The organism is Gordonia sp. WA4-43 (assembly GCF_020520305.1).
Lineage (GTDB): Bacteria > Actinomycetota > Actinomycetes > Mycobacteriales > Mycobacteriaceae > Gordonia > Gordonia hongkongensis.
On record NZ_CP084736.1, the window covers coordinates 4,453,707 to 4,474,756 of the forward strand.

The 21,050-nt window shown below is 69.4% G+C and carries 18 protein-coding genes and 1 pseudogene; 9 read left to right on the top strand and 10 right to left on the bottom strand.

Annotation, left to right across the window (positions count from 1 at the left end):
• Positions 1–418 precede the first annotated feature (418 nt).
• Positions 419–1,393 carry a 1,4-dihydroxy-2-naphthoyl-CoA synthase gene (locus LEL84_RS20125; RefSeq protein WP_226512602.1) on the bottom strand — a complete coding sequence of 325 codons (975 nt, stop codon included), beginning with the start codon at positions 1,391–1,393 and terminating at the stop codon, positions 419–421.
• A gap of 178 nt (positions 1,394–1,571) precedes the next feature.
• Between LEL84_RS20125 and LEL84_RS20130 the strand changes: the two genes are divergently transcribed.
• Positions 1,572–1,805, top strand: coding sequence for a hypothetical protein (locus LEL84_RS20130; RefSeq protein WP_175401057.1), 234 nt, complete (start codon positions 1,572–1,574; stop codon positions 1,803–1,805).
• Between the two features lie 34 nt (positions 1,806–1,839).
• The gene (locus LEL84_RS20135) at positions 1,840–2,490 is read left to right on the top strand and encodes a PaaI family thioesterase (protein WP_065629233.1); all 651 of its coding nucleotides are present in this window, start codon (positions 1,840–1,842) and stop codon (positions 2,488–2,490) included.
• On the opposite strand, the gene LEL84_RS20140 is transcribed toward LEL84_RS20135, so the two are convergent.
• A complete protein-coding gene (locus tag LEL84_RS20140) occupies positions 2,481–4,628 on the bottom strand; it encodes an Rv1355c family protein (protein ID WP_226512603.1) in 2,148 nt (715 codons plus the stop codon). The two genes, LEL84_RS20135 and LEL84_RS20140, sit on opposite strands and share 10 nt — an antisense overlap.
• A 171-nt stretch (positions 4,629–4,799) precedes the next feature.
• On the opposite strand from LEL84_RS20140, the gene LEL84_RS20145 reads away from it, so the two are divergent.
• Entirely contained in the window at positions 4,800–5,558 is a 759-nt protein-coding gene (locus tag LEL84_RS20145) for a hypothetical protein (RefSeq protein WP_068970031.1), read from the top strand.
• On the opposite strand, the gene LEL84_RS20150 is transcribed toward LEL84_RS20145, so the two are convergent.
• On the bottom strand, positions 5,504–6,709 hold the full coding sequence (locus LEL84_RS20150) for a sensor domain-containing diguanylate cyclase (RefSeq protein WP_223258822.1): 1,206 nt from the start codon (positions 6,707–6,709) through the stop codon (positions 5,504–5,506). The genes LEL84_RS20145 and LEL84_RS20150 overlap by 55 nt on opposite strands.
• 461 nt (positions 6,710–7,170) lie before the next feature.
• Between LEL84_RS20150 and LEL84_RS20155 the strand changes: the two genes are divergently transcribed.
• Positions 7,171–8,376: an EAL domain-containing protein gene (locus tag LEL84_RS20155; RefSeq protein ID WP_226512604.1), complete on the top strand. Its 1,206-nt coding sequence runs from the start codon at positions 7,171–7,173 to the stop codon at positions 8,374–8,376.
• A gap of 355 nt (positions 8,377–8,731) precedes the next feature.
• Here the strand turns inward: LEL84_RS20155 and LEL84_RS20160 are convergent, their stop codons facing one another.
• The 4 genes and pseudogenes from LEL84_RS20160 to LEL84_RS20175 form a co-directional block, all read right to left on the bottom strand.
• On the bottom strand, positions 8,732–9,178 hold the full coding sequence (locus tag LEL84_RS20160) for an Hsp20/alpha crystallin family protein (protein ID WP_058253341.1): 447 nt from the start codon (positions 9,176–9,178) through the stop codon (positions 8,732–8,734).
• A gap of 250 nt (positions 9,179–9,428) precedes the next feature.
• On the bottom strand, positions 9,429–10,721 hold the full coding sequence (locus LEL84_RS20165; protein WP_058253359.1) for a saccharopine dehydrogenase family protein: 1,293 nt from the start codon (positions 10,719–10,721) through the stop codon (positions 9,429–9,431).
• 57 nt (positions 10,722–10,778) lie between these two features.
• Positions 10,779–11,865 (bottom strand): annotated as a pseudogene (locus tag LEL84_RS20170) (AbrB family transcriptional regulator).
• 25 nt (positions 11,866–11,890) lie between these two features.
• The gene (locus LEL84_RS20175; protein ID WP_065629238.1) at positions 11,891–12,508 is read right to left on the bottom strand and encodes a class I SAM-dependent methyltransferase; all 618 of its coding nucleotides are present in this window, start codon (positions 12,506–12,508) and stop codon (positions 11,891–11,893) included.
• Between the two features lie 64 nt (positions 12,509–12,572).
• Here LEL84_RS20175 and menD point away from each other — a divergent pair, with 64 nt between their 5' ends.
• Positions 12,573–14,276, top strand: a complete 1,704-nt coding sequence (menD, locus tag LEL84_RS20180) for a 2-succinyl-5-enolpyruvyl-6-hydroxy-3-cyclohexene-1-carboxylic-acid synthase (RefSeq protein ID WP_226512605.1) — start codon at positions 12,573–12,575, stop codon at positions 14,274–14,276.
• 77 nt (positions 14,277–14,353) lie between these two features.
• On the top strand, positions 14,354–14,896 hold the full coding sequence (locus LEL84_RS20185; protein ID WP_065629240.1) for a hypothetical protein: 543 nt from the start codon (positions 14,354–14,356) through the stop codon (positions 14,894–14,896).
• On the opposite strand, the gene LEL84_RS20190 is transcribed toward LEL84_RS20185, so the two are convergent.
• The gene (locus tag LEL84_RS20190) at positions 14,877–15,497 is read right to left on the bottom strand and encodes a Type 1 glutamine amidotransferase-like domain-containing protein (RefSeq protein WP_137809750.1); all 621 of its coding nucleotides are present in this window, start codon (positions 15,495–15,497) and stop codon (positions 14,877–14,879) included. The two genes, LEL84_RS20185 and LEL84_RS20190, sit on opposite strands and share 20 nt — an antisense overlap.
• A gap of 108 nt (positions 15,498–15,605) precedes the next feature.
• On the opposite strand from LEL84_RS20190, the gene LEL84_RS20195 reads away from it, so the two are divergent.
• Together LEL84_RS20195 and LEL84_RS20200 are read left to right on the top strand one after the other, a co-directional pair.
• Positions 15,606–16,760: a glycosyltransferase family 4 protein gene (locus tag LEL84_RS20195; RefSeq protein WP_226512606.1), complete on the top strand. Its 1,155-nt coding sequence runs from the start codon at positions 15,606–15,608 to the stop codon at positions 16,758–16,760.
• A gap of 75 nt (positions 16,761–16,835) precedes the next feature.
• Complete coding sequence (locus LEL84_RS20200; RefSeq protein WP_226512607.1) at positions 16,836–17,570, top strand: demethylmenaquinone methyltransferase; 735 nt, start codon at positions 16,836–16,838, stop codon at positions 17,568–17,570.
• On the opposite strand, the gene LEL84_RS20205 is transcribed toward LEL84_RS20200, so the two are convergent.
• Both LEL84_RS20205 and LEL84_RS20210 read right to left on the bottom strand, forming a co-directional pair.
• Positions 17,567–18,523: an oxygenase MpaB family protein gene (locus LEL84_RS20205; RefSeq protein WP_226512608.1), complete on the bottom strand. Its 957-nt coding sequence runs from the start codon at positions 18,521–18,523 to the stop codon at positions 17,567–17,569. The genes LEL84_RS20200 and LEL84_RS20205 overlap by 4 nt on opposite strands.
• 124 nt (positions 18,524–18,647) lie before the next feature.
• Positions 18,648–19,907 (bottom strand): geranylgeranyl reductase family protein, encoded by a 1,260-nt coding sequence (locus LEL84_RS20210; protein WP_058253334.1) that lies wholly within the window; start codon positions 19,905–19,907, stop codon positions 18,648–18,650.
• A gap of 117 nt (positions 19,908–20,024) precedes the next feature.
• On the opposite strand from LEL84_RS20210, the gene LEL84_RS20215 reads away from it, so the two are divergent.
• Complete coding sequence (locus LEL84_RS20215) at positions 20,025–21,041, top strand: polyprenyl synthetase family protein (RefSeq protein WP_226512609.1); 1,017 nt, start codon at positions 20,025–20,027, stop codon at positions 21,039–21,041.
• Positions 21,042–21,050 lie beyond the last annotated feature (9 nt).

Here is a 21,050-nt window from a genome sequence, read left to right on the forward strand (position 1 = left end):
GCGTGCAGGTCGGCAACGCCGCGTCGAGTTGACGCCACGACAGCGGCGGCGCCGCGATCTGGAGGTGTCTGGCGCACTGGCAGGCCACGCGACGCACCTACGGTTCACCGCGTACTACTGCCGCACGCCGAGGCGGGTGTGGTCTCTCAGCTCGATTCGGCGGCGTCGTTCGCACCGGACCTGGTTTGGCCGCCGGTTCGATCAGGGCGGTGTCAATATCGACCGGAATCGCCTGCGAGTGGCCAACTCACGACTCCGGTCGAGAACCCGGAGGAGCGTGAGCTGCGTTGTCGACGGGGTCGAACCCGCTGAAGAATGATCGCCCACATCCAACGTCGATCTACGTCAGACGAGCGACGCTGGTCGTCACCCGCCCTCAATGAATGCTCTGTGCGTTCGACACTGTCGGGCACCCGGCTCAGTAGTAGTACGGGTAATCGTCCCAGCGCGGGTCGCGCTTCTCGAGGAACGCGTCACGTCCTTCGACGGCTTCGTCGGTCATGTAGGCCAGGCGAGTCGCCTCACCGGCGAACACCTGCTGGCCCATGAGGCCGTCGTCGGTGAGGTTGAACGCGAACTTCAGCATGCGCTGGGCCGTCGGCGACTTGCTGTTGATCCGGCGCGCCCAGTCGATGGCGGTGGCCTCCAGCTCGGCGTGCGGGGCGACGCGGTTGACCGCACCCATCCGGTGCATGGTCTCGGCGTCGTAGGCGTCCCCGAGGAAGAAGATCTCGCGCGCGAACTTCTGCCCGACCTGCTTGGCGAGGTAGGCGCTGCCGTAACCGGCGTCGAAGGAACCCACATCGGCGTCGGTCTGCTTGAACCGGGCGTGCTCGGCCGAGGCGAGGGTCAGGTCGCACACGACGTGCAGGGAATGCCCGCCGCCGGCCGCCCAGCCGTTGACGACCGCGATCACGACCTTGGGCATCGTCCGGATCAGGCGCTGGACCTCCAGGATGTGCAACCGCCCGCCCTCGGCCTTCACCCGAGCCGCGTCGACCGTCTCGGCGCCGGCCGCAGCGACGTCGTCGTCGTGTGTCGTGGCGTACTGATAACCGCTACGCCCGCGGATGCGCTGATCGCCGCCGCTGCAGAACGCCCACCCGCCGTCCTTGGGGCTCGGGCCGTTGCCGGTCAGCAGGATCGTGCCGACGTCGGGTGACCGCCGCGCATGGTCGAGGACGCGGTACAGCTCGTCGACCGTGTGCGGGCGGAAGGCGTTGCGGACCTCGGGACGGTCGAATGCGACGCGCACGATCCCAAACTCGCGGCCCTCGCCGACGTGGCGGTGATAGGTGATGTCGGTCAGGTCGTCGAAGCCGGGCACCACCGCCCACGATGCCGGGTCGAAGGGTTGGCCGGAGGGTCCCTGGGTGTCGGGCGTCGCACTCATGGGGTCAGCCTATCGACGCGGCGACCGGGCGCTTCGCACGCCTGCAAGCGGCGGATTGGTCGGAAGAGGTCACGAAGTCGTGACGGGTTCGACGCGGATTGCATTCAACCATTGGATGCCGGCCGGTCTTCGGCTCGAACATCACCGAAATCTCAGTTTCGGATGCTTAGCTGTCCGTATGGCTGTATGGGGGTGGATTCTGATCCTCGGGGGCGCGTGGTGTGTCGTGTCCGCGGCGGTCGCGATGATCGTCGGGAGGGCGGTCCGGATCCGAGACGAGAAGGAACGCGGTCCGCGTGGCGTGCCGGACTACATACCCGAGTCCACGCGCCGGCTGGCCCGGGGCGGGGTGTGTGTGGATCTCGCCGACCGCCGTCGTACCGATCGGCACACCGACACCGACACCGGCTAGGGCGCGGCACCGCCGGCTCTTATACGGTTGGCCGGTGAGCGAAGCGAACGATCGCGCCGTCGAGACCGTCGACGAGGACCCGCACGAGGGTGGCTTCCGGGCCCATGCGGCCATCACCACCGACCGCGGCGGACCCCGCTACGGCGAGTTCAGTGAGCAGGTCCGCCTGCTGATGGACAACGCCCGCTACGCCTGTCCCGACGACGAGCTCGTCGACGAACTCATCGAGTCACTGAGGGCGCTCAACGACCGGCTCGCCGATTCCCGGATCGACGAGTGGCACTCACCGGCGGGGACCCGCATCGACCTCCCGTCGCGCGGCAACATCACCCTGCCGCCGTATGTGGTCACCGAGGTGAACGACAACGGGGTCGTCGCCGAACTGACGTTCCGCGATTTCCACCTCGGCGGGAACAACGCCGCGCACGGCGGTCATGTCGCGGTCGCCTTCGACGACGTGGGCGGCTTCGCGTCGGCGGTCGCGATCCAGCATGTCAGCCGGACCGCGTACCTGACCGTGCAATACCGGTCGATCACACCGCTGAACACGCCGCTGCGAATCCACGCCTGGGCGGATCGGATCGAGGGGCGCAAGGTCTTCATCAAGGGCACCCTGTACGACGGCGACCGCCTCTGTGCGGAGATGGATGCCCTGTTCATCAAGCTCAACCCCGGTCAGGCCTGACCAGCACTCGTCGGCGGGCGCACGGGCAGCCGACGGCTCACCTCCACCGGCGCATCCGTGCGCGACAGGCGCAGCACGATGGTCGGCGCCTCGCCGGCATCGAGGGGCCACGTCTCGAGCATCTCGTCGCGCAGGGCGGCCAGTTCGTCGCCGTGATTGCTCGACAGCGTTCGCGCGGTCGCGTCGTCCCCGGCGTAGAGGAACGTCGGTGTCATCGGGTGAACCGCAAAGCCGAGACGCTCGGCGGCCACCCACAGCTGCTGCGCGACGATCCCACCGCGGAGGTAATCGGCGGGGGTCGTGCCCTGCTGCACCAGGACCAGGATCGCCGACGACGACGCGGCCCGGGCGCCGGCATCGGCACCGAGCGCGGCACCGCCACCCCATTCGTCGAGCAACGCCATGACATCGGCACGCCGCAACACGTCGAGCATCCCCGCCATCGCCGGCGGTAGGTCGAGCGAGGCGACGTCGATGCCCTCGGCGGCGGCCGGATCGGTGGTGAGCTCGGCGAACATCTCCCGATGCAGTTCGGGCGTCAGGAACCGGGCGCGATCCGATCGGGCGATGATCGAGGCATATCGGTCGATGTCCGCGCGGTCGTCGAGCGCCACCAACCGGGTCCGATCACTCGTGGCGGCATCGTGCAGTCGGACGAGATCGGAGGCCGACAGCGGTGATCCGTCCCCGACTCCACGTCGGGTGCCGCGGGCGAGCAATGCGTCGAGTTCGGTCTCCGCGTCCGCGGAGCGCGACCCGGTGTCGATGCCCTTGAGGCGTGCCCGGCCGGCCAGCGTGTCGGCCGTGTCGACGATCTCGATGTCGTCGAGCACCCCGCGCGCGACGGCCGCGACCTGCGCGTTGTACAGGGCGGCGCCGACCGCCACCGCGGATGCCCGGTGCTCGACGTCGAGGGTCGAGGTGCGGCTGCGGTCCAGGACAATGGTGACGGCGTCGTCATCGGCGATGATCTGCCAGGGCTGCTGGTTCCCGGCGGACGGCGCGCGGCTCGCGGCGTACACGACGAGTTCGCGATCGGTCATCGCCGCGACGGCGGGCTGCACCTGCGGACGGAGCGGTTCGGCGTCGGCCGGTGGTTGTGCTGGGGGTGCGGAGGCATGGGTGTCGATCGGGTCCTCGAGGCCGTCCAACCAGGCGTCCCGGTCGAATCGGACGCGACCGGACGGCAGGGACTCGCCTTGCACGAGGCGGCGGACGGCCGCGGCCACGGTGGCGCCGCCCAGGAGGACGTCGCCGCCGAGCTGCGGCCAGGCGGTGACCGTGTGCCCGAGCTCGATGGCTGACGCCGCCATCGGCGCGGTCACCTTCGTCGGCTCGAGTACCCGGACGGCGAGCGGGGTGAGCGACGCGCGGTCGAGTCCGACGAGATCTTCGATGCGCAGGTCGCCGGCCAGGCCGTGGAAAAGGGGCCGATCCGGTTCGAGGTCGAATCTCTCGACATCGAGGGTTCCACCGTCACTCGTCTCCATGAGAACCGGAATTCCTCGCTCGCGACATTTCTGGCGAACGAGGACCTTTACATCGAAGGAATCACATTCTTCGACGACGAGATCCAGGCCGTCGAGGAATTCATCGATGTTCTCGATTGTTATGCCGTCCACATGTACGACGGTGGTGAGATAGGGGTCGATCTCGGAAATGCGTCGAGCGGCGATCACGGCCTTGTTGTCGTGAATATCCATGAGGGTCGCCGGAATTCGATTCATATTCGTGAGTTCGAGATCGTCGAAATCGGCAAGGCGTAATTCGCCGGTAAGGCCTTCGAGTGCGAGCGTGAGTGATATCGCGTGTCCCACACTCAAACCGACGACACCGATCCGGAGCTCGCCCGCAGCGTCTTGCTGCGACGCGGTCAGTTTGTGCCGGTTGCGGTCGAGCCGGAGGCGTCGGAACGTGCGCGGACCGGGGATCTTGACGAGGGCGTTACGCCAGGGAAAGTGCGCGTAACGAGGTGTCTCGTCCCGGAGAGCGGGCTCGGCGGGCGGGAGGAGTTCATCGAGCGCGCGGGCGGCGCCGGCCGTGATGTCGGACACAGTGAGGGACGGCTCCGCGGTCAACGCGGCGGGTAGTTCGTCCGGGAAGTAGAGGGTGGCGGCGGCATCCGGCGGCGTGTGCATAAGCCCATGGTGTCGCACGGGATTGCACGACGCCAACCGTCAAAGCGACGGTCGGGCACAAAGAACTGCGCTTGTGGGAGTGCATAAATGTGGCCTTGTGGCAGCATTACACGCGGGGTCGGGGGAGATCTCGTTCTCTAAATTTACTAATTCCTGGAAGGCAATACTGCGATGAATAAGATGTCAGTCACCAATGATCAGGTTCGCACCGGGATGTTGCGATCGATCGCACCCGAAACCGGGGCGGAGTACTCGGTGGTCGTGGCGAGCCCGCGGTCGGAGCCCGAACTGTGGCGTGAGTACCTCGCCGGCGCGGACGCGTCGTACCACCGCCACGGGTGCGCGGCCGCACTCGAGTACGACGAGGTCGCCGGCGGCGAGGGCACCGCGATGTTCTTCGCGGTGCTCGACAGCGAGGGCAAGGTTGTCGGCGGACTACGGGTCCAACCCCGGTTGGAGGCGGCTGCGCAGTCGCACGCGCTCGTCGAATGGGCGGGTCAGCCCGGTCAGGTGCAGCTCGTCAACGCCATCGAAGAACGTCTGCACGACGGCATCGTCGAGGTCAAGACGGCCTGGGTGGACGAGCGATCGGCGATCGCGGGGTCGGTGGCCGGTCAGTTGTCGCGGTTGGGGCTGGTCATCATGGAGATGTCCGGGGTCGAGGCCATGATGGCGACCGCGGCCGACCACGTTCTGCGCCGTTGGCAATCCGGTGGTGGACGCCTCGACGAGTCGGTGTCCGCAACCCCCTTCCCGGACGACCGGTACCGCACCCGGCTCATGTGGTGGGACCGCGCCCGGCTCGACACCCTCACGAGCCCGGAGACCTGGCGTCGGATGCGCCGGGAGGCCGACGCACTCCAGGCCGCGACGGCTCAGCGCCCGCTGGTCCGGCTGTCGATGTCGACGAAGTCGGCCGGGCGTCGGTAGAAGACCTCGTACAGGCTCGCCGACGGCGGAGACACCGTCCGCTCGGCGTCGGCGGCATGTGCGCTCGGCGCGCCGTCGTTCCAGGTCACTGCGTCGATGGATTTGATGACCGTGGTGTCCCGGCCGTTCTCCTTGGCCTGATACACGCAGGCGTCGGCCTGGCCCAGGAGGTTGCCGATCACGTCGTCGGTCGAATAGGCGGTGTCGAAACGGCCGGAGACCAGCGGGTCGCCGGCGACGCGCAGCGGCGCGCAGACGCCGCCGACGCTGATGGTGACCGGCGCTGCCGCGGCGACGGCGGCCCGTAGGCGTTCGGCGCTGAGCCACAGTTCGTCCGCGTCGTGGACGACGTGGAACATGAGGAACTCCTCGCCGCCGTAGCGGCACACCTCCGAACCCACGGGGGCGTGCTCGCGGATCGCGGCCGATGCCGCCAGCAGCACGCCGTCACCGGCGAGGTGGCCGTACTGGTCGTTGATCTTCTTGAAATGGTCGACGTCGAGCAGCAGGATGCCGATCCAACCGGTGGACGACCGTGCGGCCGAGAGGAGCTGCGATGCGCGGATCAGGAAGCCGCGCCGGTTCAGCAGGCCGGTCAGCGGGTCGATCCCGACCAGGCGGGTCTGCTGATCGAGCACGGCCTCCATCGACTTGCGCAACGCGACGACCAGGAAGACCGGCACCACGATCAGGCCGAGCATCGCGCCGAAGCTGATCAGGTACTCCGGCAGCGAGGGCGTCGTCACCGCGAGGACGGTTGCCGCACAGACGACCGCCAGCGCCAGATGGGACAGGATGAGTCGGGTGGTCGCCGAGATCGCGCCGATCGCCGGGATGACCGCGACGATGGCGAGGACGAGCGTCGACGATCGTGGCGAGGCCAGGATCATCGAGGTGCCGCAGATGCCCACGATCCCCAACCCGCCCAGGAACGCGAACTCGAGGTCGGTCAGCCGGGCGCGGATGGCCGTCACCGCGAAGACGACCGCGATGAACGACCAGATGGTGAGCAGGATGGGCATGCCGCCCGGGTACAGCGTCTCGGGCGCGAGCACGCTGATGACCGGCAGCGGGATGACACCGCCGGTGCTGATCAGTGTCGCCATCGACCGGGCGTCGTAGCGCCGGAGCACCCTCCTGATCAACGACATCTACCACGACCGCTTTCCGTCGGCGGCTGTGGGGACAGCCGCTTGTTCGCCGAGATTCGCATTAATGCCACTGCGACTGCATTGGCGGAAACCGCGTAATCTTTCGTGTCCTACGCATAGGCAATGAAAGCACCTTACCAGCAGTTTTGCCGCACCTCGCGGAATCGTTAGCAGCGCTGCCGAGAATAGTGGCGAATCGCCGGCCGCGTCGGTCTCAGATTTTGTGAACATCTGTCAAAAGAAATCGATGTCTCGACCCGGGCCCACGAAAATTGCACACGGTTTCGTCGAACCGTCGCGGCGGGCATTTGTGAGAACGGTCATGACGGCCGGTCCTGGTCCGCCAGCGGTGGCGCCTCGTCCTCCTTCCCGGAAGCGGACCGGCTGAGTAGTATCTCCGCGATGGAGAACTGCGGCGCCCCCGGCGTCGCCCTGGGGGGATCGGACCAGCGGATGACGTCGTGTTGACGTTCGGCACCTCGGTGATCGCGGTGTCGGTCGACCCGTACCACCGAGCCGTGGTCGCCTATGGCTACGAGACGTCGGCCGCGGCCGCCGAGCGCTTCATCGAACAGGTGCTGATGCCCATCAGTCCGCGGGCGCGTTTCCAGCGGCGATCGGACTTCTACTGGCTCATCCACCTTCCGTGGACCGGCGCCGGTGACGACGAGAGCGGACGCAACGCACTGATCGAGGCGGCCCGTACCAAACTCGGTGCGCACACCGTGAGCGACGGGGAACGCAGCTGGTTCCTCGACGTCTGCATGGGCGTCGCCGTCGGCGATGTGCACCTCGCCGCCGAGTCCGAGGACGATCTGGTCCGCCACGCCGATGCCGCCCTGTGCATCGCGCTGAGCAGCCGCACCGCCGTCGCATTCGCATCGCGGACGATGCTGCGCCACATCCGGGCCGAGGTCGACCTCGCGGGTTGGCTCACCAGATCGGTCGAGCGCGACTTCTCGGTCTTCTATCAGCCGATCGTCGCGGTACCCGACCGGCGGGTCGTCGGGTACGAGTCGCTGCTCCGGTGGCACACCGAGTCCGGCGTGCTGGCTCCGGACGCGTTCCTGTCTGTGGCCGAGGGAATCTCGCTGCTCGCCCCCATCGGACGGCATGCCATCGGCGAGGCCATCCGGGACCTGTCGGGGGAGATCACCCGGAACGTCGGGCCGAGCACGTTCGTCTCCCTCAACCTGTCCGGGCAGCAGTTGTGGGACGACGGGCTCGTCTCGTACGTCCACGGCCTGATCGACGGTCACGGTGTCGAGCCGTCGAGGGTCTGGGTCGAGGTGCGGGAGGACCAGGCGATCCGGGTCGACACCTCCGCGTCGCGGGCGATCGACGCGCTCCACGAGCTCGGCTGCACCATCTGCATCGACGACCTGGGGGCCGGGTTCTCGGCCCTGCGCTACGTCCGCGATCTCCCGGTCGACGTCCTGAAGGTCGATCGGACGCTCATCGCGCAACTGGCCGACAGCTCGCCCGACCGCGCCGTCGTCCGCGCGATCGGTGAGATGGCCGCCGCCACCGGGGTGAAGATGGTCGCCGAGGGGATCGAATCCGAGGCGTTGCTCCCGATGCTCGAGGAGTTCGGGTTCGACTACGCCCAGGGCTTCCTGTTCGGCCGCCCGGCGCCGCTCGTCGAACTGTTCGGGTCTGACCGGTAGCGAAGGCTAGGTGCCCGATTTCGTTGTGGCGCAGCGTATTGCTCCCTGGGGTGCGAAGCGTGGCCGATCCTGCTCCCTGAGGTGCGAGCGAAGCGAGCCTCGAAGGGCGTGGTGAACATTTCTTGCCAGGCCCTTCGAGGCTCGTCGCTATCGCTCCTCGCACCTCAGGGAGCGAAAGGCTGTCGCTATCGCTCCTCGCACCTCAGGGAGCAGAGAGAGACGGCACCGCTTTACCCGACAGACCAACGGTTCTGCGGTTTGTTCGGACTAGGGAGCGGGATGATTCGTCGTCGATGGCACCCCCCTTCGACATGCGGCTGTTTCCTCAAATGTGTTGCGGCTCCAAACGATCAATTCATGTGACCGTACTGGTCTCGATCGCCTGTGGTCGGCCGGCCGACTCCACCTCGATCCGCCGCGGCTTGGCCTTCTCGGCGACCGGGATGGTCACGGTGAGAACGCCGTTGTCGTAGCGCGCCGAGATGGCCGCGCTGTCGATGGCGTCGCCGAGAGTCAGTTGGCGGCGGTAGGTTCCGGAGAATCGTTCGCTCGTCAGCCACTGCACGCCCTCGTCGGACGGCGTGCTCCGCTGGGCGGAGAGGGTGAGGACCCCGTTGTCGACGCTGACGTCGATGGAACCGGGATCGGCGCCGGGCAGATCGGCGATGAGCAGGTAGTGGTCCTCGACCTTGTACAGGTCCAGGGGCATGAAGCGGGGAGTGCGGGCAGTTCCGGCCGCTGAACCGGTCATCATGCCTCGGGTCCAGGCATCCATGTCGGAAAAGGGATCGAAACGAAGCACAGCAGTTCACCTCCTGATTCTCAAGGCTGCTCGCCACCCGTTAGACGAGCAGTTCATCGCTGTACTGCCAACGAAGATAGCACCGGATCCGGCACTCGTCTAGCACTCTGGAGGTGAGAGTGCCAGATTTTTCCGGGGCCCGAAGACGACGCCGCCCGACCGCGAGTTCGACTGTGCCGGAGTGGGTCCGGTCTGCGCCGGCGTGGCTGCCGGAGGGTCGAACGACGCGATCGGGCGGGGTCGGGTCAGGTCAGTCGGTGAGCTCGGTGGCGTCGATGCTGAACCCGGCGTTGCGGAGACGGTCGATGAGAGCGTCGCCCATCGCCACGGCAGTCGTCAGCACTCCGGCCCGCTTGGGCAGGTGGTCGCGGTCGAGGGCCAGTGCCAGCGCGCTCTCGGCGAGCATCACTGCGGTGGCCTTGTAACCGGGATCGCCCTGGGCGCGCATCCGGGCCTTGTAGCGTCGTCCGGTGGTGGTCCGCGTGAACGTGTCGACCACGAAATAACCGTTCTCGCGGGCCTTTTCGCTGGGTCCGTCACCGGGCTTCGGCAACACGCGGTCGAGGACACGTCGCGTGGGGCCGAAACTCATCGCTCCCATGAACGCGCCGGTACCGACCGCGACGGCGCCGGCGATCAGGGTCGACACCGCGGGGACGCCGCCGACGCTCATCGTCTCAGCGTAGTGGAAGTCCTTGCCGTAAGCGTTGTCCAGCAACGCATTCGAGCGCCGCACGATCCGGGTGTTGTGGGCGGCCATGAAGAAGGGCGCGAGGGTGCCGCGCAGCGACGGATCGACCTTCTTGGCGTTGATGATGGACAGGTCGCTCGGTTCGTCGGACAGGCTGACCCGCGGGACCTCGCCGGGGCCGCCCGAGAGGGCCTGCGGGTTGAGCATGAGCCGCCGGGACTGGGCGTTGCGGGCCTCCTCGGCGATGACCCGCATCGAGTCGATCGTTCCGCCGGAGATCCCGCCGCGGAACGACGCGACGACGAGGGTCGTGTCGGTCATCTCGCCGGCGGCGTCGTCGGAGACCTTGCGGTGCAGCGCGTAGGTGGTGATGTCGGAGGGCACGGAGTCGAAGCCGCAGGAGGGCACGATGCGTGCCCCCGAGGCGGCGGCGACGTCGTGGACCTTGTCGATCGCGTACCGCACGAACGGCACCTCGCCGGTGAGGTCGACGTAGTCGGTTCCGGCGGTGGCCGCCGCCACGATGAGGGCCTCGCCGTACTTGAGGTAGGGGCCGACGGTGGTGCAGACGACCTGGGTGCGCGCGACCATCGCGTCGAGCGCCGCGGGTGATTCCGCGTCGGCGATGATCAGCGGCCAGTCGTGTGCGCGCAACGGCAGCCGCTTGCGGGCGTCGGTCAGCTTCGACTCGTTGCGGCCCGCCAGCGCGATCTTCGTACCGATCGGCGCGTGGTCGGCCAGATACCGTGCCGTGAGTTCGCCGACGAAGCCGCTGGCGCCGTAGACCACGACGTCGAATTCGCGGCCGTGGGAGGTGGATGATGTCGTGTCGGTGTTCGATTCCCCGCTCATCTTCCCGACCTTACGTGGGACCGGGGTCACACGTAACCGTCGAGTCGGGCGAGACGGTCACGACGCCCGCCGAGCGGCGAGGGGCGCGGCGAAGGGCGCCACGAACAGCATGAGCAGGACGCGCAGGATCTGGGCGGCCACGACGAACGCGACGTTCCCGCCCGCCCCGGTGGCGGCGGCGAGGACGGCGTAGATCCCGCCCGGAGTGGTCGCGAGATAGCAGTCGAACATCGACTCGCCGGTCCACGCGGACAGCACGACCCCCAGCAGGGCGCAGCCGGCGCCGATGACGAGGATCAACACCAGCGCCAGCGGCAGGACACGGCCGATCGCACGCAACCGCGGCATCGTGAATCCGAGGCCCGCCTGCCAGCCGATCACCGCGTAGGCGACCGCGAGCAGTGCGGGGGACACCTCGGCGGAACCGGCGATCCCGGTCAGTTCGGCCGCGGTGGCCAGCGCCAGCGGACCCAGCAGACCGGCTGCGGGCATGCGCAGCAACCGGCCGAGCGGGATCCCGACGCCCAGGCACACCGCCAGCAGCAGCAGTCCCCAGGCCTGATTCTGCAGCGTCTCCGCCGACCACGTGTCGGGTCCCGGTGCGGCGGCTCCGTTTTCGGCACCGAACACGAGCGAGGCGACCACCGGGATGGTGACGGTGACCAGCGCGACGCGCAGGTACTGGATGACCGCGACCATCCGTTCGTCGCCGCCGAACTCGCGGGTCAGCGCCACCAGCCCGGACGCGCCGCCCGCGACGAGCGCGAGGCGAGCCGGTCAGGGAGTCGACGTCTCGGTGCAGCCCGAGCAGGGCGCCGCAGGCGATCGAGATGACCAGTGTCCCCAGGCCGATGACGAGCACCGGGAACCACGACGACCCGAGTCCGCCGACGGTCTCGGGCTCGGCCATCGTGCCGATGAAGACGCCGAGGACACCCTGCGACGCCACGAACGCCCATCGCGGGACGATCGGGTCGTCGGATTCGTCGGCGTCGGTGTTCGTCCGGCCGGGCGCGCGGCCGGCGATCGCGAGAGCACCCGCGACCACGAGCCCCGCGAACAGGGCGGCGGCGTCGACCTCGAGGAGCTCCAGAACGAGCGTCGCGACCGCGGTGAGGAGTACCAGCACTGTCCAGCGACGCACTGGCTCCACAGTAGGCCCACGGGCCTCAGACCGGCCGGGCGGTCCCGACGGTCAGCGCGCCGAACGGTTTCGGTACGCCGGGCTGATAGAACGCATCGAACGGCCCGAGTGCGAAGCCGGCGGCAGTGAGCTCGGCGCGCACGTCGCGGGTGAGATGGCAGCCGCCTGCGACGCGTTTCTGGATCGGTTCGAGTCGGCGCTGCCACCGTCGGACGCGGGCGTCGGGGGCGGACCCGTGTTCGAGGAATCCGAGTTGTCCGTCCGGACGCAGCACGCGGCGGAGTTCGGCGAGCGCCGCCTGGTGGTCGGGGATGGTGCACAGGGTGAAGGTGGTGAGCGCGGCGTCGAAGGAGTCGTCGTCGAACGGCAGTCGTTGGCCGTCGAGTCCGGCACGTTCGATGGGCACGGGGGAGGTGGCGACGCGATCGGCGGCCATCGACCATCCGACGGTTGACGGCTCGACGGCCGCGACCTCGGTGAGCCCGGCCGGGTAGACGCCGACGTTGAGGCCCGAGCCGAAGCCGATCTCGATCATCCGGCCGGACAACGACGCGCAGGCCCGCGCCCGCAGCGGGGTCAACGCCGCCATGCCGCAGGTGCGCTCGATGAGGTGCGGCAGGACTCGATCGTCGTAAAATCCCACGTGACGAGGGTAACGCCGCTCCCCGCCGCGATGTGGGGACTCGGGAGAGCACTAGGCTTGTGGGATGAACCGACCGGCCCAGAACGCCCCCGGGCCCAACCCGTCCACACTGCAGGCCCGGGTCATCGTCGACGAGATGATCCGCGGCGGTGTCCGCGAGGCCGTGCTGTGTCCGGGGTCGCGCAACGCGCCGCTCGCCTTCGCCCTCCACGCCGCCGACGCCGCCGGGCGATTGCGTCTGCATGTGCGGATCGACGAGCGCTCGGCGGGCTATCTGGCACTCGGGCTCGCGGTGTCGTCGGGGCAGCCCGTGCCCATCGTGATGACCAGCGGCACCGCCGTGGCGAACATGGGACCGGCGGTCTTCGAGGCCAACTATGCGCGGGTGCCCCTGGTCGTCGTCAGCGCCAACCGGCCGTACGAGCTGCTCGGTTCCGGCGCCAACCAGACCGTCGAACAGTTCGGCATCTTCGGGACCCAGGTGCGCGCGGCGATCAGTCTCGGCCTCGCCGAACAGGATCTCGACACCAACAGCCAGTGGCGCTCGGCGGTCGGTCGCGTGCTCGCCGCCGCCCGGGGCGCGCGTACCGGCAACGCCGGACCCGTTCAGTTCGACATCCCGCTGCGCGAACCGCTGGTCCCGGACCCGGACGAACTCGCCGGCCCCGACCCGTCGAACGACCTTGGCTCGTTCTCCGGCCGGCCCGGCGGACTGCCCTGGACGCAGGCGCCCGTCGGCAAGCTCGACGTCCCGCTGCCGATCGACCTGTCCCTGGACACCGTGGTCGTGTCGGGGCACGGGTCGGGTGTCCATCCGGGCCTTGCCGGGATCCCCACGGTCGCCGAACCGACGGCACCGCGGCCGGTGACGCCGCTGCATCCGCTGGGCCTGAACTCCGTCCGGCCCCAGCAGGCGATCATCTGCGGTCGGCCGACGCTGCACCGCGGGGTGTCCCGCCTGCTCGCCGACCCCGAGGTCCGCGTCTACGCGCTGACCACCGGTCCGCGCTGGCCCGACGTCTCCGGCAACGTCTACGCGACCGGCACCCGTATCGAGGTCGTCGGCGAGCCGCGCGAAGACTGGCTCAAGGAATGCGCGGCGGTACAGGAGCGGGCGGCCTTCGCCGTCACCGCCGAACTCGACGAGCCGGGCCCGGCCACCGGGCTCCACGTCGCACGGGCGGTCAGCGACGCCATGGCCGCCGGCGACCAACTCGTCGTCGGCGCCAGCAACCCCATCCGGGACATCGCCCTGGCCGGCCGGATCACCGACGGGGTGCGGGTCCTCTCGAACCGCGGGGTCGCGGGTATCGACGGGACCAATTCGACGGCGATCGGTGCCGCCATGGCACGTGACCGGGATCAGGCCGGCGCGCGGACCATCGCCCTGATGGGCGACCTGACCTTCGTGCACGACGCGACCGGTCTGGTCATCGGCCCGGGCGAGCCGCGCCCGTCGTCGCTGCGGATCGTGGTCGCCAACGACGACGGCGGCGGGATCTTCGGTCTGCTCGAACAGGGCGACCCGCGCTACAACACCGGGCTGTACGCCGGGGCCTACGAGCGGGTCTTCGGGACCCCGCATCGGACCGACATCGCGTCGATGTGCGCGGGTTTCCACATCCCGCATCGTCGGGTCGGGGTCGGTGAGCTCGGCGCGGTGCTCGCCGAGGATCCTGCTCCCGGCGGGATCGAGGTCGTCGAGGTCGCCACCGACCGCGAACGGCTGCGATCCGTGCACGCGGCGATCGCAGCGCGACTGAGGTAGGGCTGTCGGTGCGTCCCGGCGGTGCGCGACCGGTCGGTCCGGCCACCGGCGGATCGGTGCCCGCTAGTCTGAACGGCATGAATCCGGTGATCCAGCGACGCGTGCAGCTCGGCCTGCTCGTCGTCGGCGTGACGATCACCTTCATGGCGATGACACTCATCGCCAGTTGTTTCAAGAACGATGCGACGATCGAGGCCAGCAAGGCGACCGTGATGGCCGAGGTCGTGTCCGTGGACAGCCTGCACGCCGCGGTGAATTTCCAGACACCCGACGGCTCGTTCCACAGTCCCCGCTTCGGGCTGCTGTATCCGACCGAGCTGAGCGAGGGACAGCGCATCAGCGTCGACTACGCGGTCTACAACCCGGATCTCGCCCGCCCGACCGGCCGCACCGCGGTGCTGTCGATCATCCCCGCCCTGTCGGTGATGGTCGGAGCGTGGCTCGTGATCGGCCTGCTGATGGTCGGGGTCGCGGAGTCCAGTCGCCGCTGGGCCCGCCGCGGCACCGCCGACGATGCTGTCGCCGAGGACTCCGACGCCGAGGACTCCGGCAGCGACGCGGCAGACCGGGACCCGGCCGCGGCCGACCGGGACGAGACGGTCAGCCCGGGATCACCCTGAGGTCTCCGCCGGCGACGACGATCGCCTCGGCGTCGGTCAGGAAGTGCAGCCGGTGCTCGGCGCCGAACCGTTGCCTCGTCGCCTCGATCGGTCCGCGACCCCCGACGGTGCCCTCCGCGTGCGGGATCACCGTGGTGTCGATCAGTCCGAGGCCCGCGGTCGAGGTCAGGGGTGCGGCCTCGGCGGGATCGTCGAGCAACGACAGGGGAGCGATGTCGGGGCCGACGACCGCGGCGCCCGCGCTGACCCCGATGTAGGGGAGGCCGGCGCGGACCGCGTCGACGAGGGTGCGGTCGGCACCCGCCAGCCGCAGCGCCCCGAGCAGATGGAAGGTGTTGCCGCCGGCGACGAACACCGCGTCGACCCCGGCGAGCTCCCGGGTGAAGACGGCTGACCCGGTCAGCTCCGGATCGAGGTCGGTCACCTCGAAACCCTGCTGCCGAAGGGTGTCCCGCTCGAGGTCGAGCCAGGCGTGATCGGGATAGATCGACGACGCGGTGGGGACGTAACCGATGCGGCAGCCCGGCCCGGTCAACGGGGCGAGGAACTGCGGGACTGGGGTGAGCCAGCGGCTCAGCAGCAGGAGGTGGGTGTCGGCCACCCCTCCACTGTGCCCGGTGGCCGGGGCAACGCACCGTTCATCCTGAATTGGGTGGGCCGACACGTGCGCCGTGCGGTCCGGTCAATTCTGCGGGGGACGATCGCGATCATGCGCGTCGCGATCGTCGCCGAGAGCTTCCTGCCCCAGATGAACGGGGTGGTCAATTCCGTCCTCCGGGTTGTCGACCATCTCGAGTCCACCGGCCACACCGCCGTCGTCATCGCACCCGACACCCCGCGCGGCGTGCCGGGCGGGCCGCGGATGGTCGGCCGCCGGACCCCGGTGCACCTGCTGCCCGCGGTGCAGGTGCCGCGGGTGACCTCGCTCCCGGTGGGCGTGCCGTCGCCGCTGCTGTACCGCACCCTGCGCGACTTCGAACCGGATGTCGTCCACCTGGCGTCACCGTTCGTGGTGGGTGCCGCGGGCGCAGTCGCCGCCCGGGCGCTCGGCGTGCCCGTGGTCGCCGTGTTCCAGACCGACGTCGCCGGGTTTGCGGCGGCCTATCGGCTGGGCGCGGTGGAGAAGCTGGCCTGGCGCTACACACGCCGGTTGCACGAGATGTGCGACCTCACCCTCGCGCCGTCGACCGCGACGCTGGAGGTCCTCGCCGCCCACGGCGTACCGCGACTCGCCCGCTGGGGTCGCGGCGTCGACGTCGGACTGTTCTCGCCGGACAAGCGCGACGCGGGGCTGCGCGCGGACTGGCTGGGTGCCGCCCGCGACGCACTGGTGGTCGGGTTCGTGGGTCGGCTCGCGCCGGAGAAGCACGTCGAGCGCCTGGCCGGACTGTCGGGGAACCCGCGCGTGCAGCTGGTGATCGTCGGGGACGGCCCCGAGCGGGACCGGCTCCAGCGCGCGATGCCGGATGCGGTGTTCACCGGTGAACTGCGCGGGGAGGCGCTGGCCCGCGCGTACGCGAGCTTCGACGTCTTCGTGCACGCCGGCGAACACGAGACGTTCTGTCAGGCCATCCAGGAGGCGATGGCCAGCGGTCTGCCCGTGATCGGTCCCGACGCGGGCGGCCCCCGCGACCTGGTGTCGGCGTTCCGGACCGGATATCTGCTGGAGGTCGGACGCTTCGCCGCGGAGCTGCCCGCGATCGTCGAATCCCTGCACGACGAGTCGGTCCGGGCGGCGTTCGGCCGAGCCGCGGTACAGGCCGTGCGTGCGCGCACCTGGCCGTCGGTGTGCGCGGAGCTCGTCGGCCACTACGCGCGCGTGACGGGCCGCGGAGTCGTCACCGAGGTGGGGCGGCCCGCCTGAGGTGGCGGCCGACCGCCCGGCGAGGCGACGCACCTCACGGCGGTCCTGGCCCGAACGACCGGTAGCGTGATCAGCATGTCATCGACGGGCGCGACACCACCGGAACGAGCGGGTCTGGGCCGGAGTGTGGGCCGGGCGAGCCTGGAGAAGGACCCGGCCGAGGTCGCGGCCATGTTCGACGGCGTCGCACGCCGCTACGACCTCACCAACACGGTCCTGTCGTTCGGCCGGGATCGCGGCTGGCGCAAGAAGACCCGTAGGGCACTCGACCTGCGTCCGGGCGACGTCGTCCTCGACCTCGCGGCGGGCACCGCGGTGTCGACCGTCGAACTCGCCTCCTCGGGGGCGCACTGCATCGCCGCGGACTTCTCGCTCGGCATGCTCAAGGCCGGTGCGCATCGGGACGTGCCGAAGGTCGCCGCCGACGCTCTGTCGCTCCCGTTCGCCGACGATTCGTTCGACGCCGCCACCATCTCCTTCGGTCTGCGCAACGTCAACGACGTCTCGACGGCGCTCGCCGAGCTCCGCCGGGTACTCAAGCCCGGCGGACGACTGGTGATCTGCGAGTTCTCGACGCCGACGCTGAAGCCGTTCCGCACGGTGTACATGGAGTACCTGATGAAGGCGCTGCCCGCGGTCGCGACGAAGGTCTCGAGCAGCCCGGCCGCGTATGTGTATCTCGCCGAGTCGATCCGGGCGTGGCCGGACCAGTTCGCGCTGGGCGACCTCATCCGCGACGCCGGGTTCACCGGGGTGCGGTGGGAGAACATGACCGGTGGGATCGCCGCGATCCACTCGGCGCGGGCCTAGTGGTTCGCGGCCCGCGGGGTCTCGTCGTGCGACACCGGGCACCCGGGCGCGAAGGTGCCGAGGTCGTCGATGCGGAAACCGCCGGGGTAGCTGCGAACCTGCTTCGTCTGGCGACCGAAGAGCGGTTCGGTGCGGGGTGACGCGAAGAGGCGGATCGCGAGCCCGCGAGCCTTGAGCCCGCCGCGCACCAGGACCCGTTCGACCGCGGTCGGTTTCGGATACTTGAACGCCGCGAGCAGCCGATCGTCCATGAGCGCGAACGACATCCGACGCACCACCGCCCGCGGCAGCAGCTTGTACGGCATGAACGTGCCGAGCAGGTCGAGGGTGGCGTCGGCGACGGCCAGGGAGTCGGGACTGAAGGCGAAGTGGGCGGTCTCGTACTCGTCGTAGAACGTCTTGAAGTCGTCGTAGGTCTCGGGGATGTCCTTGATGCCCATCAACTGGCCGAGCCGGCGGTAGTAGTTGGTGAGGCCGAGGATCTCGTGGTTGGTCAGTGAGCGCCACTCATAGGAGTTGACCCACTCGACCGGGCAGACGACGAAAGTGGCCAGCACGTAGAGGAAGTCGCAGTTGGGGATGTCGTACATGCCGTGCATCTGGTTGATGCGCCGGATGCCGGCCCGTCCGGCCGGGCTGTCGACCCCGTGCTCGATCGGGGCGTCGAGCAGCAGGACCGTGTCGTCGTAGCGCTTCTGCGTCGACTCGGTGAATTGGCTGGTCTTGTACAGGAGGTCGCCGATCGACGGCACCGCGTAGGTCCGGAACAGGGCGAAGCTCAACGCCTGCGTGATGCCCCACGGGAATTCCTGCGTGCCCAGGGCGCGGGCGATCGCGGTCGGGTCACCGACGGCATCCATGCGGTCGATCTCGCCGCGCAGGTGGTAGCGCTGTGCCAGGCGGTTCTGGGCGGCGTGCTTGGCTCGGGTGGCGAGAGTGGATGCGGCGGACATCTTCCATCTCCTGGGTCGGCGGGTGGCCTGATTCTGTCACAGCTGTGGCCGCGGCCACACGTGTTGGAACACTACAGCCCGATCGTCTCAAAGCGCCACCGGGTTGGCGGCCCGGCGGCCCCTCTCACGAGAAGGGCGGGCGCGGGTCGACCTGCCGGGAGACCCGCCCGGCGGTGCGCCAGGCCCGGGCCACGAGGTCGGCATCCTCGGCGGTGATCAGGTTGCCCATGACCCGCACCACCATGGACATCAGTTGCGGCGACCGGATGCCGGGCCGGCCCAGGGTGGGGACGGTCTTGGGCATGGTGAGCAGGCCGGCGAGACGGCGGGCGGCGGAGAAGGCGAGCCCGTAGTGCTCCACCAGCACATCGCGCCACCGGTCGGTGTAGTCGTCCGTGCCGAGGAGTTCGACGGCGAGCCGGGCGGTCTCCAGGGCGTAGTCGATGCCCTCGCCATTGAGCGGATTGACGCACGCGGCGGCGTCGCCGATCAGCATCCAGTTGCGACCCGCGACACCGGACACCGCACCACCCATGGGCAGCAGGGCGGACGTGATCCGGACGGGTGGGCCGTCGAGAGCCCACTCGTCGCGCACCATCGCGGCGTAGTGCTCGAGGATCGGTCGAAGTGCCATGTGCGCCGGACGTTTCGACGTCGCGAGCGCCCCGACGCCGACGTTGACCTGGCCGCCCCCGGCCGACCCGAGGGGGAAGACCCAGCCGTACCCGGGCAGCAGTGCGTCGTCGGGTCCCCGGAGTTCGAGGTGCGACCCCATCCAGTGCGAGTCGGCGCGCGCCGACGGTGCGTACGCCCGGGCGGCGACTCCGTAGGCGGTGTCCCGATGCCATTGCCGCCCCAGCGATTTGCCGATTCCCGAACGGACGCCGTCGGCGACGACGAGGTCGGTGACCCGCATCGTGTGTGTGCCCGCCGGGGTCGCGAAGGTCACCGCGCCCACCCGGTCACCGTCCATCTCGACGCCGATGGCCTTGGCGCCCTCGATCATTCGCGCTCCCACCGACACCGCATGCGTACGGATGGCGTCGTCGAACTCGGTGCGCGCCACCGCGCTGCCGTAGGCGGGGAACCGGCCCGAGGGCCACCGGACCTGCTGGCGTGCGCCCCAGCCGTTGAGCAGGAGTCCGTCGATGCGCGGACGGTCGTCGAGGAGTGCGCCGAGCCCCAGCGCGTCGAGTTCGGCGACGGCCCGCGGCGTGAGGCCGTCGCCACACGTCTTGTCGCGCGGGAACACCGCGGCGTCGGCGAGGACCACATCCCGGCCGGCGGCGACGGCATGGGCGGCCGCCGCCGATCCACCCGGTCCGGCGCCGACGACGAGGACATCGGCGGAATCGGGGAAAGGAGGCGTCGTGTCCGTGCTCACCCGACCAGTATGTCCGGACCCCCGACGGGCTAGGCTCGCAGCAGGTGGGGTCTACGCGGCAGCCGCGTGTCCGCCGTCGAGTAGTTGCCGGATCAGACGAGATGGGGCCGCGTTTCCGTGAAGTCCACATTCGCCGGGGTTGACCTGGTGTCGGATGAGTTCGCCGATACGGTGCGCTCGTCGCTGCAGCGGGTCGAGAATCTGTTGCTCGCCGAACTCTCGTCGGGTGACGAGGTCATGACCGAGGCGGCGACCCACCTCGCGAAGGCCGGGGGCAAACGGTTCCGGCCCATGTTCGCGATCCTGGCCGCCCAGTTCGGTCCGCGCCCGGATTCCGACGATGTCATCACCTCGGCGACGGTGGTGGAGATGATCCACCTCGCCACGCTCTATCACGACGACGTGATGGACGAGGCCGCGATGCGCCGCGGTGCGGCGAGTGCCAACGCGCGCTGGACGAACAGCGTGGCCATCCTGTCCGGAGACTTCCTGTTCGCGCGCGCCTCGCGACTCGTCTCGACGCTGGGCCCCGAGGCGGTGCGCATCATCGCCGAGACGTTCGCCGAACTCGTCACCGGCCAGATGCGGGAGACGGTCGGGGTCAAACCCGGCGCCGACCCCATCGAGCACTACCTGCAGGTCGTCTGGGAGAAGACCGGCTCGCTGATCGCCGCCGCCGCCCGCTTCGGCGCGATGGCCTCCGGGGCCGAGCCCGACGACATCGAGCGGCTCTCCCGCATCGGCGACATCGTGGGAGTCGCCTTCCAGGTGTCCGACGACATCATCGACATCAGCTCGGTGTCGGTGGAGTCGGGCAAGACCCCGGGCACCGACCTTCGCGAAGGCGTCCACACGCTGCCGGTCCTCTACGCGCTCACGGGCGACGACGCGACGTCGGCCCGGTTGCGCGAACTCCTGGTGGCCGCCGACGGCGCCGCCCGGCCGCTCACCGACGACGCCGAGGTCGCCGAGGCGATCGAACTGCTCGGTTCGTCGGCGGGTATGACCGCCGCCCGGGCGAAATTGCAGGAGTTCGCCGACGAGGCGCACGCGATGCTGGCCGAGCTGCCCGAGTCGCCCGCCCACCGGGCACTGGCGTCGCTGGTGGATTACACGATCGAACGCGTGGGCTGAGGGGTCGAC

Bases quoted from the DNA above. Each gene is read 5' to 3' on its own strand.
- LEL84_RS20195 (WP_226512606.1), top strand. From the start codon at position 15,606: ATGCGCGTCGCGATCGTCGCCGAGAGCTTCCTGCCCCAGATGAACGGG.
- LEL84_RS20205 (WP_226512608.1), bottom strand. From the start codon at position 18,523: ATGTCCGCCGCATCCACTCTCGCCACCCGAGCCAAGCACGCCGCCCAG.
- LEL84_RS20185 (WP_065629240.1), top strand. From the start codon at position 14,354: ATGAATCCGGTGATCCAGCGACGCGTGCAGCTCGGCCTGCTCGTCGTC.
- LEL84_RS20165 (WP_058253359.1), bottom strand. From the start codon at position 10,721: ATGAGCGGGGAATCGAACACCGACACGACATCATCCACCTCCCACGGC.
- LEL84_RS20140 (WP_226512603.1), bottom strand. From the start codon at position 4,628: ATGCACACGCCGCCGGATGCCGCCGCCACCCTCTACTTCCCGGACGAA.
- LEL84_RS20145 (WP_068970031.1), top strand. From the start codon at position 4,800: ATGAATAAGATGTCAGTCACCAATGATCAGGTTCGCACCGGGATGTTG.
- LEL84_RS20125 (WP_226512602.1), bottom strand. From the start codon at position 1,393: ATGAGTGCGACGCCCGACACCCAGGGACCCTCCGGCCAACCCTTCGAC.
- LEL84_RS20200 (WP_226512607.1), top strand. From the start codon at position 16,836: ATGTCATCGACGGGCGCGACACCACCGGAACGAGCGGGTCTGGGCCGG.
- LEL84_RS20130 (WP_175401057.1), top strand. From the start codon at position 1,572: ATGGCTGTATGGGGGTGGATTCTGATCCTCGGGGGCGCGTGGTGTGTC.
- menD (WP_226512605.1), top strand. From the start codon at position 12,573: ATGAACCGACCGGCCCAGAACGCCCCCGGGCCCAACCCGTCCACACTG.
- LEL84_RS20150 (WP_223258822.1), bottom strand. From the start codon at position 6,709: ATGTCGTTGATCAGGAGGGTGCTCCGGCGCTACGACGCCCGGTCGATG.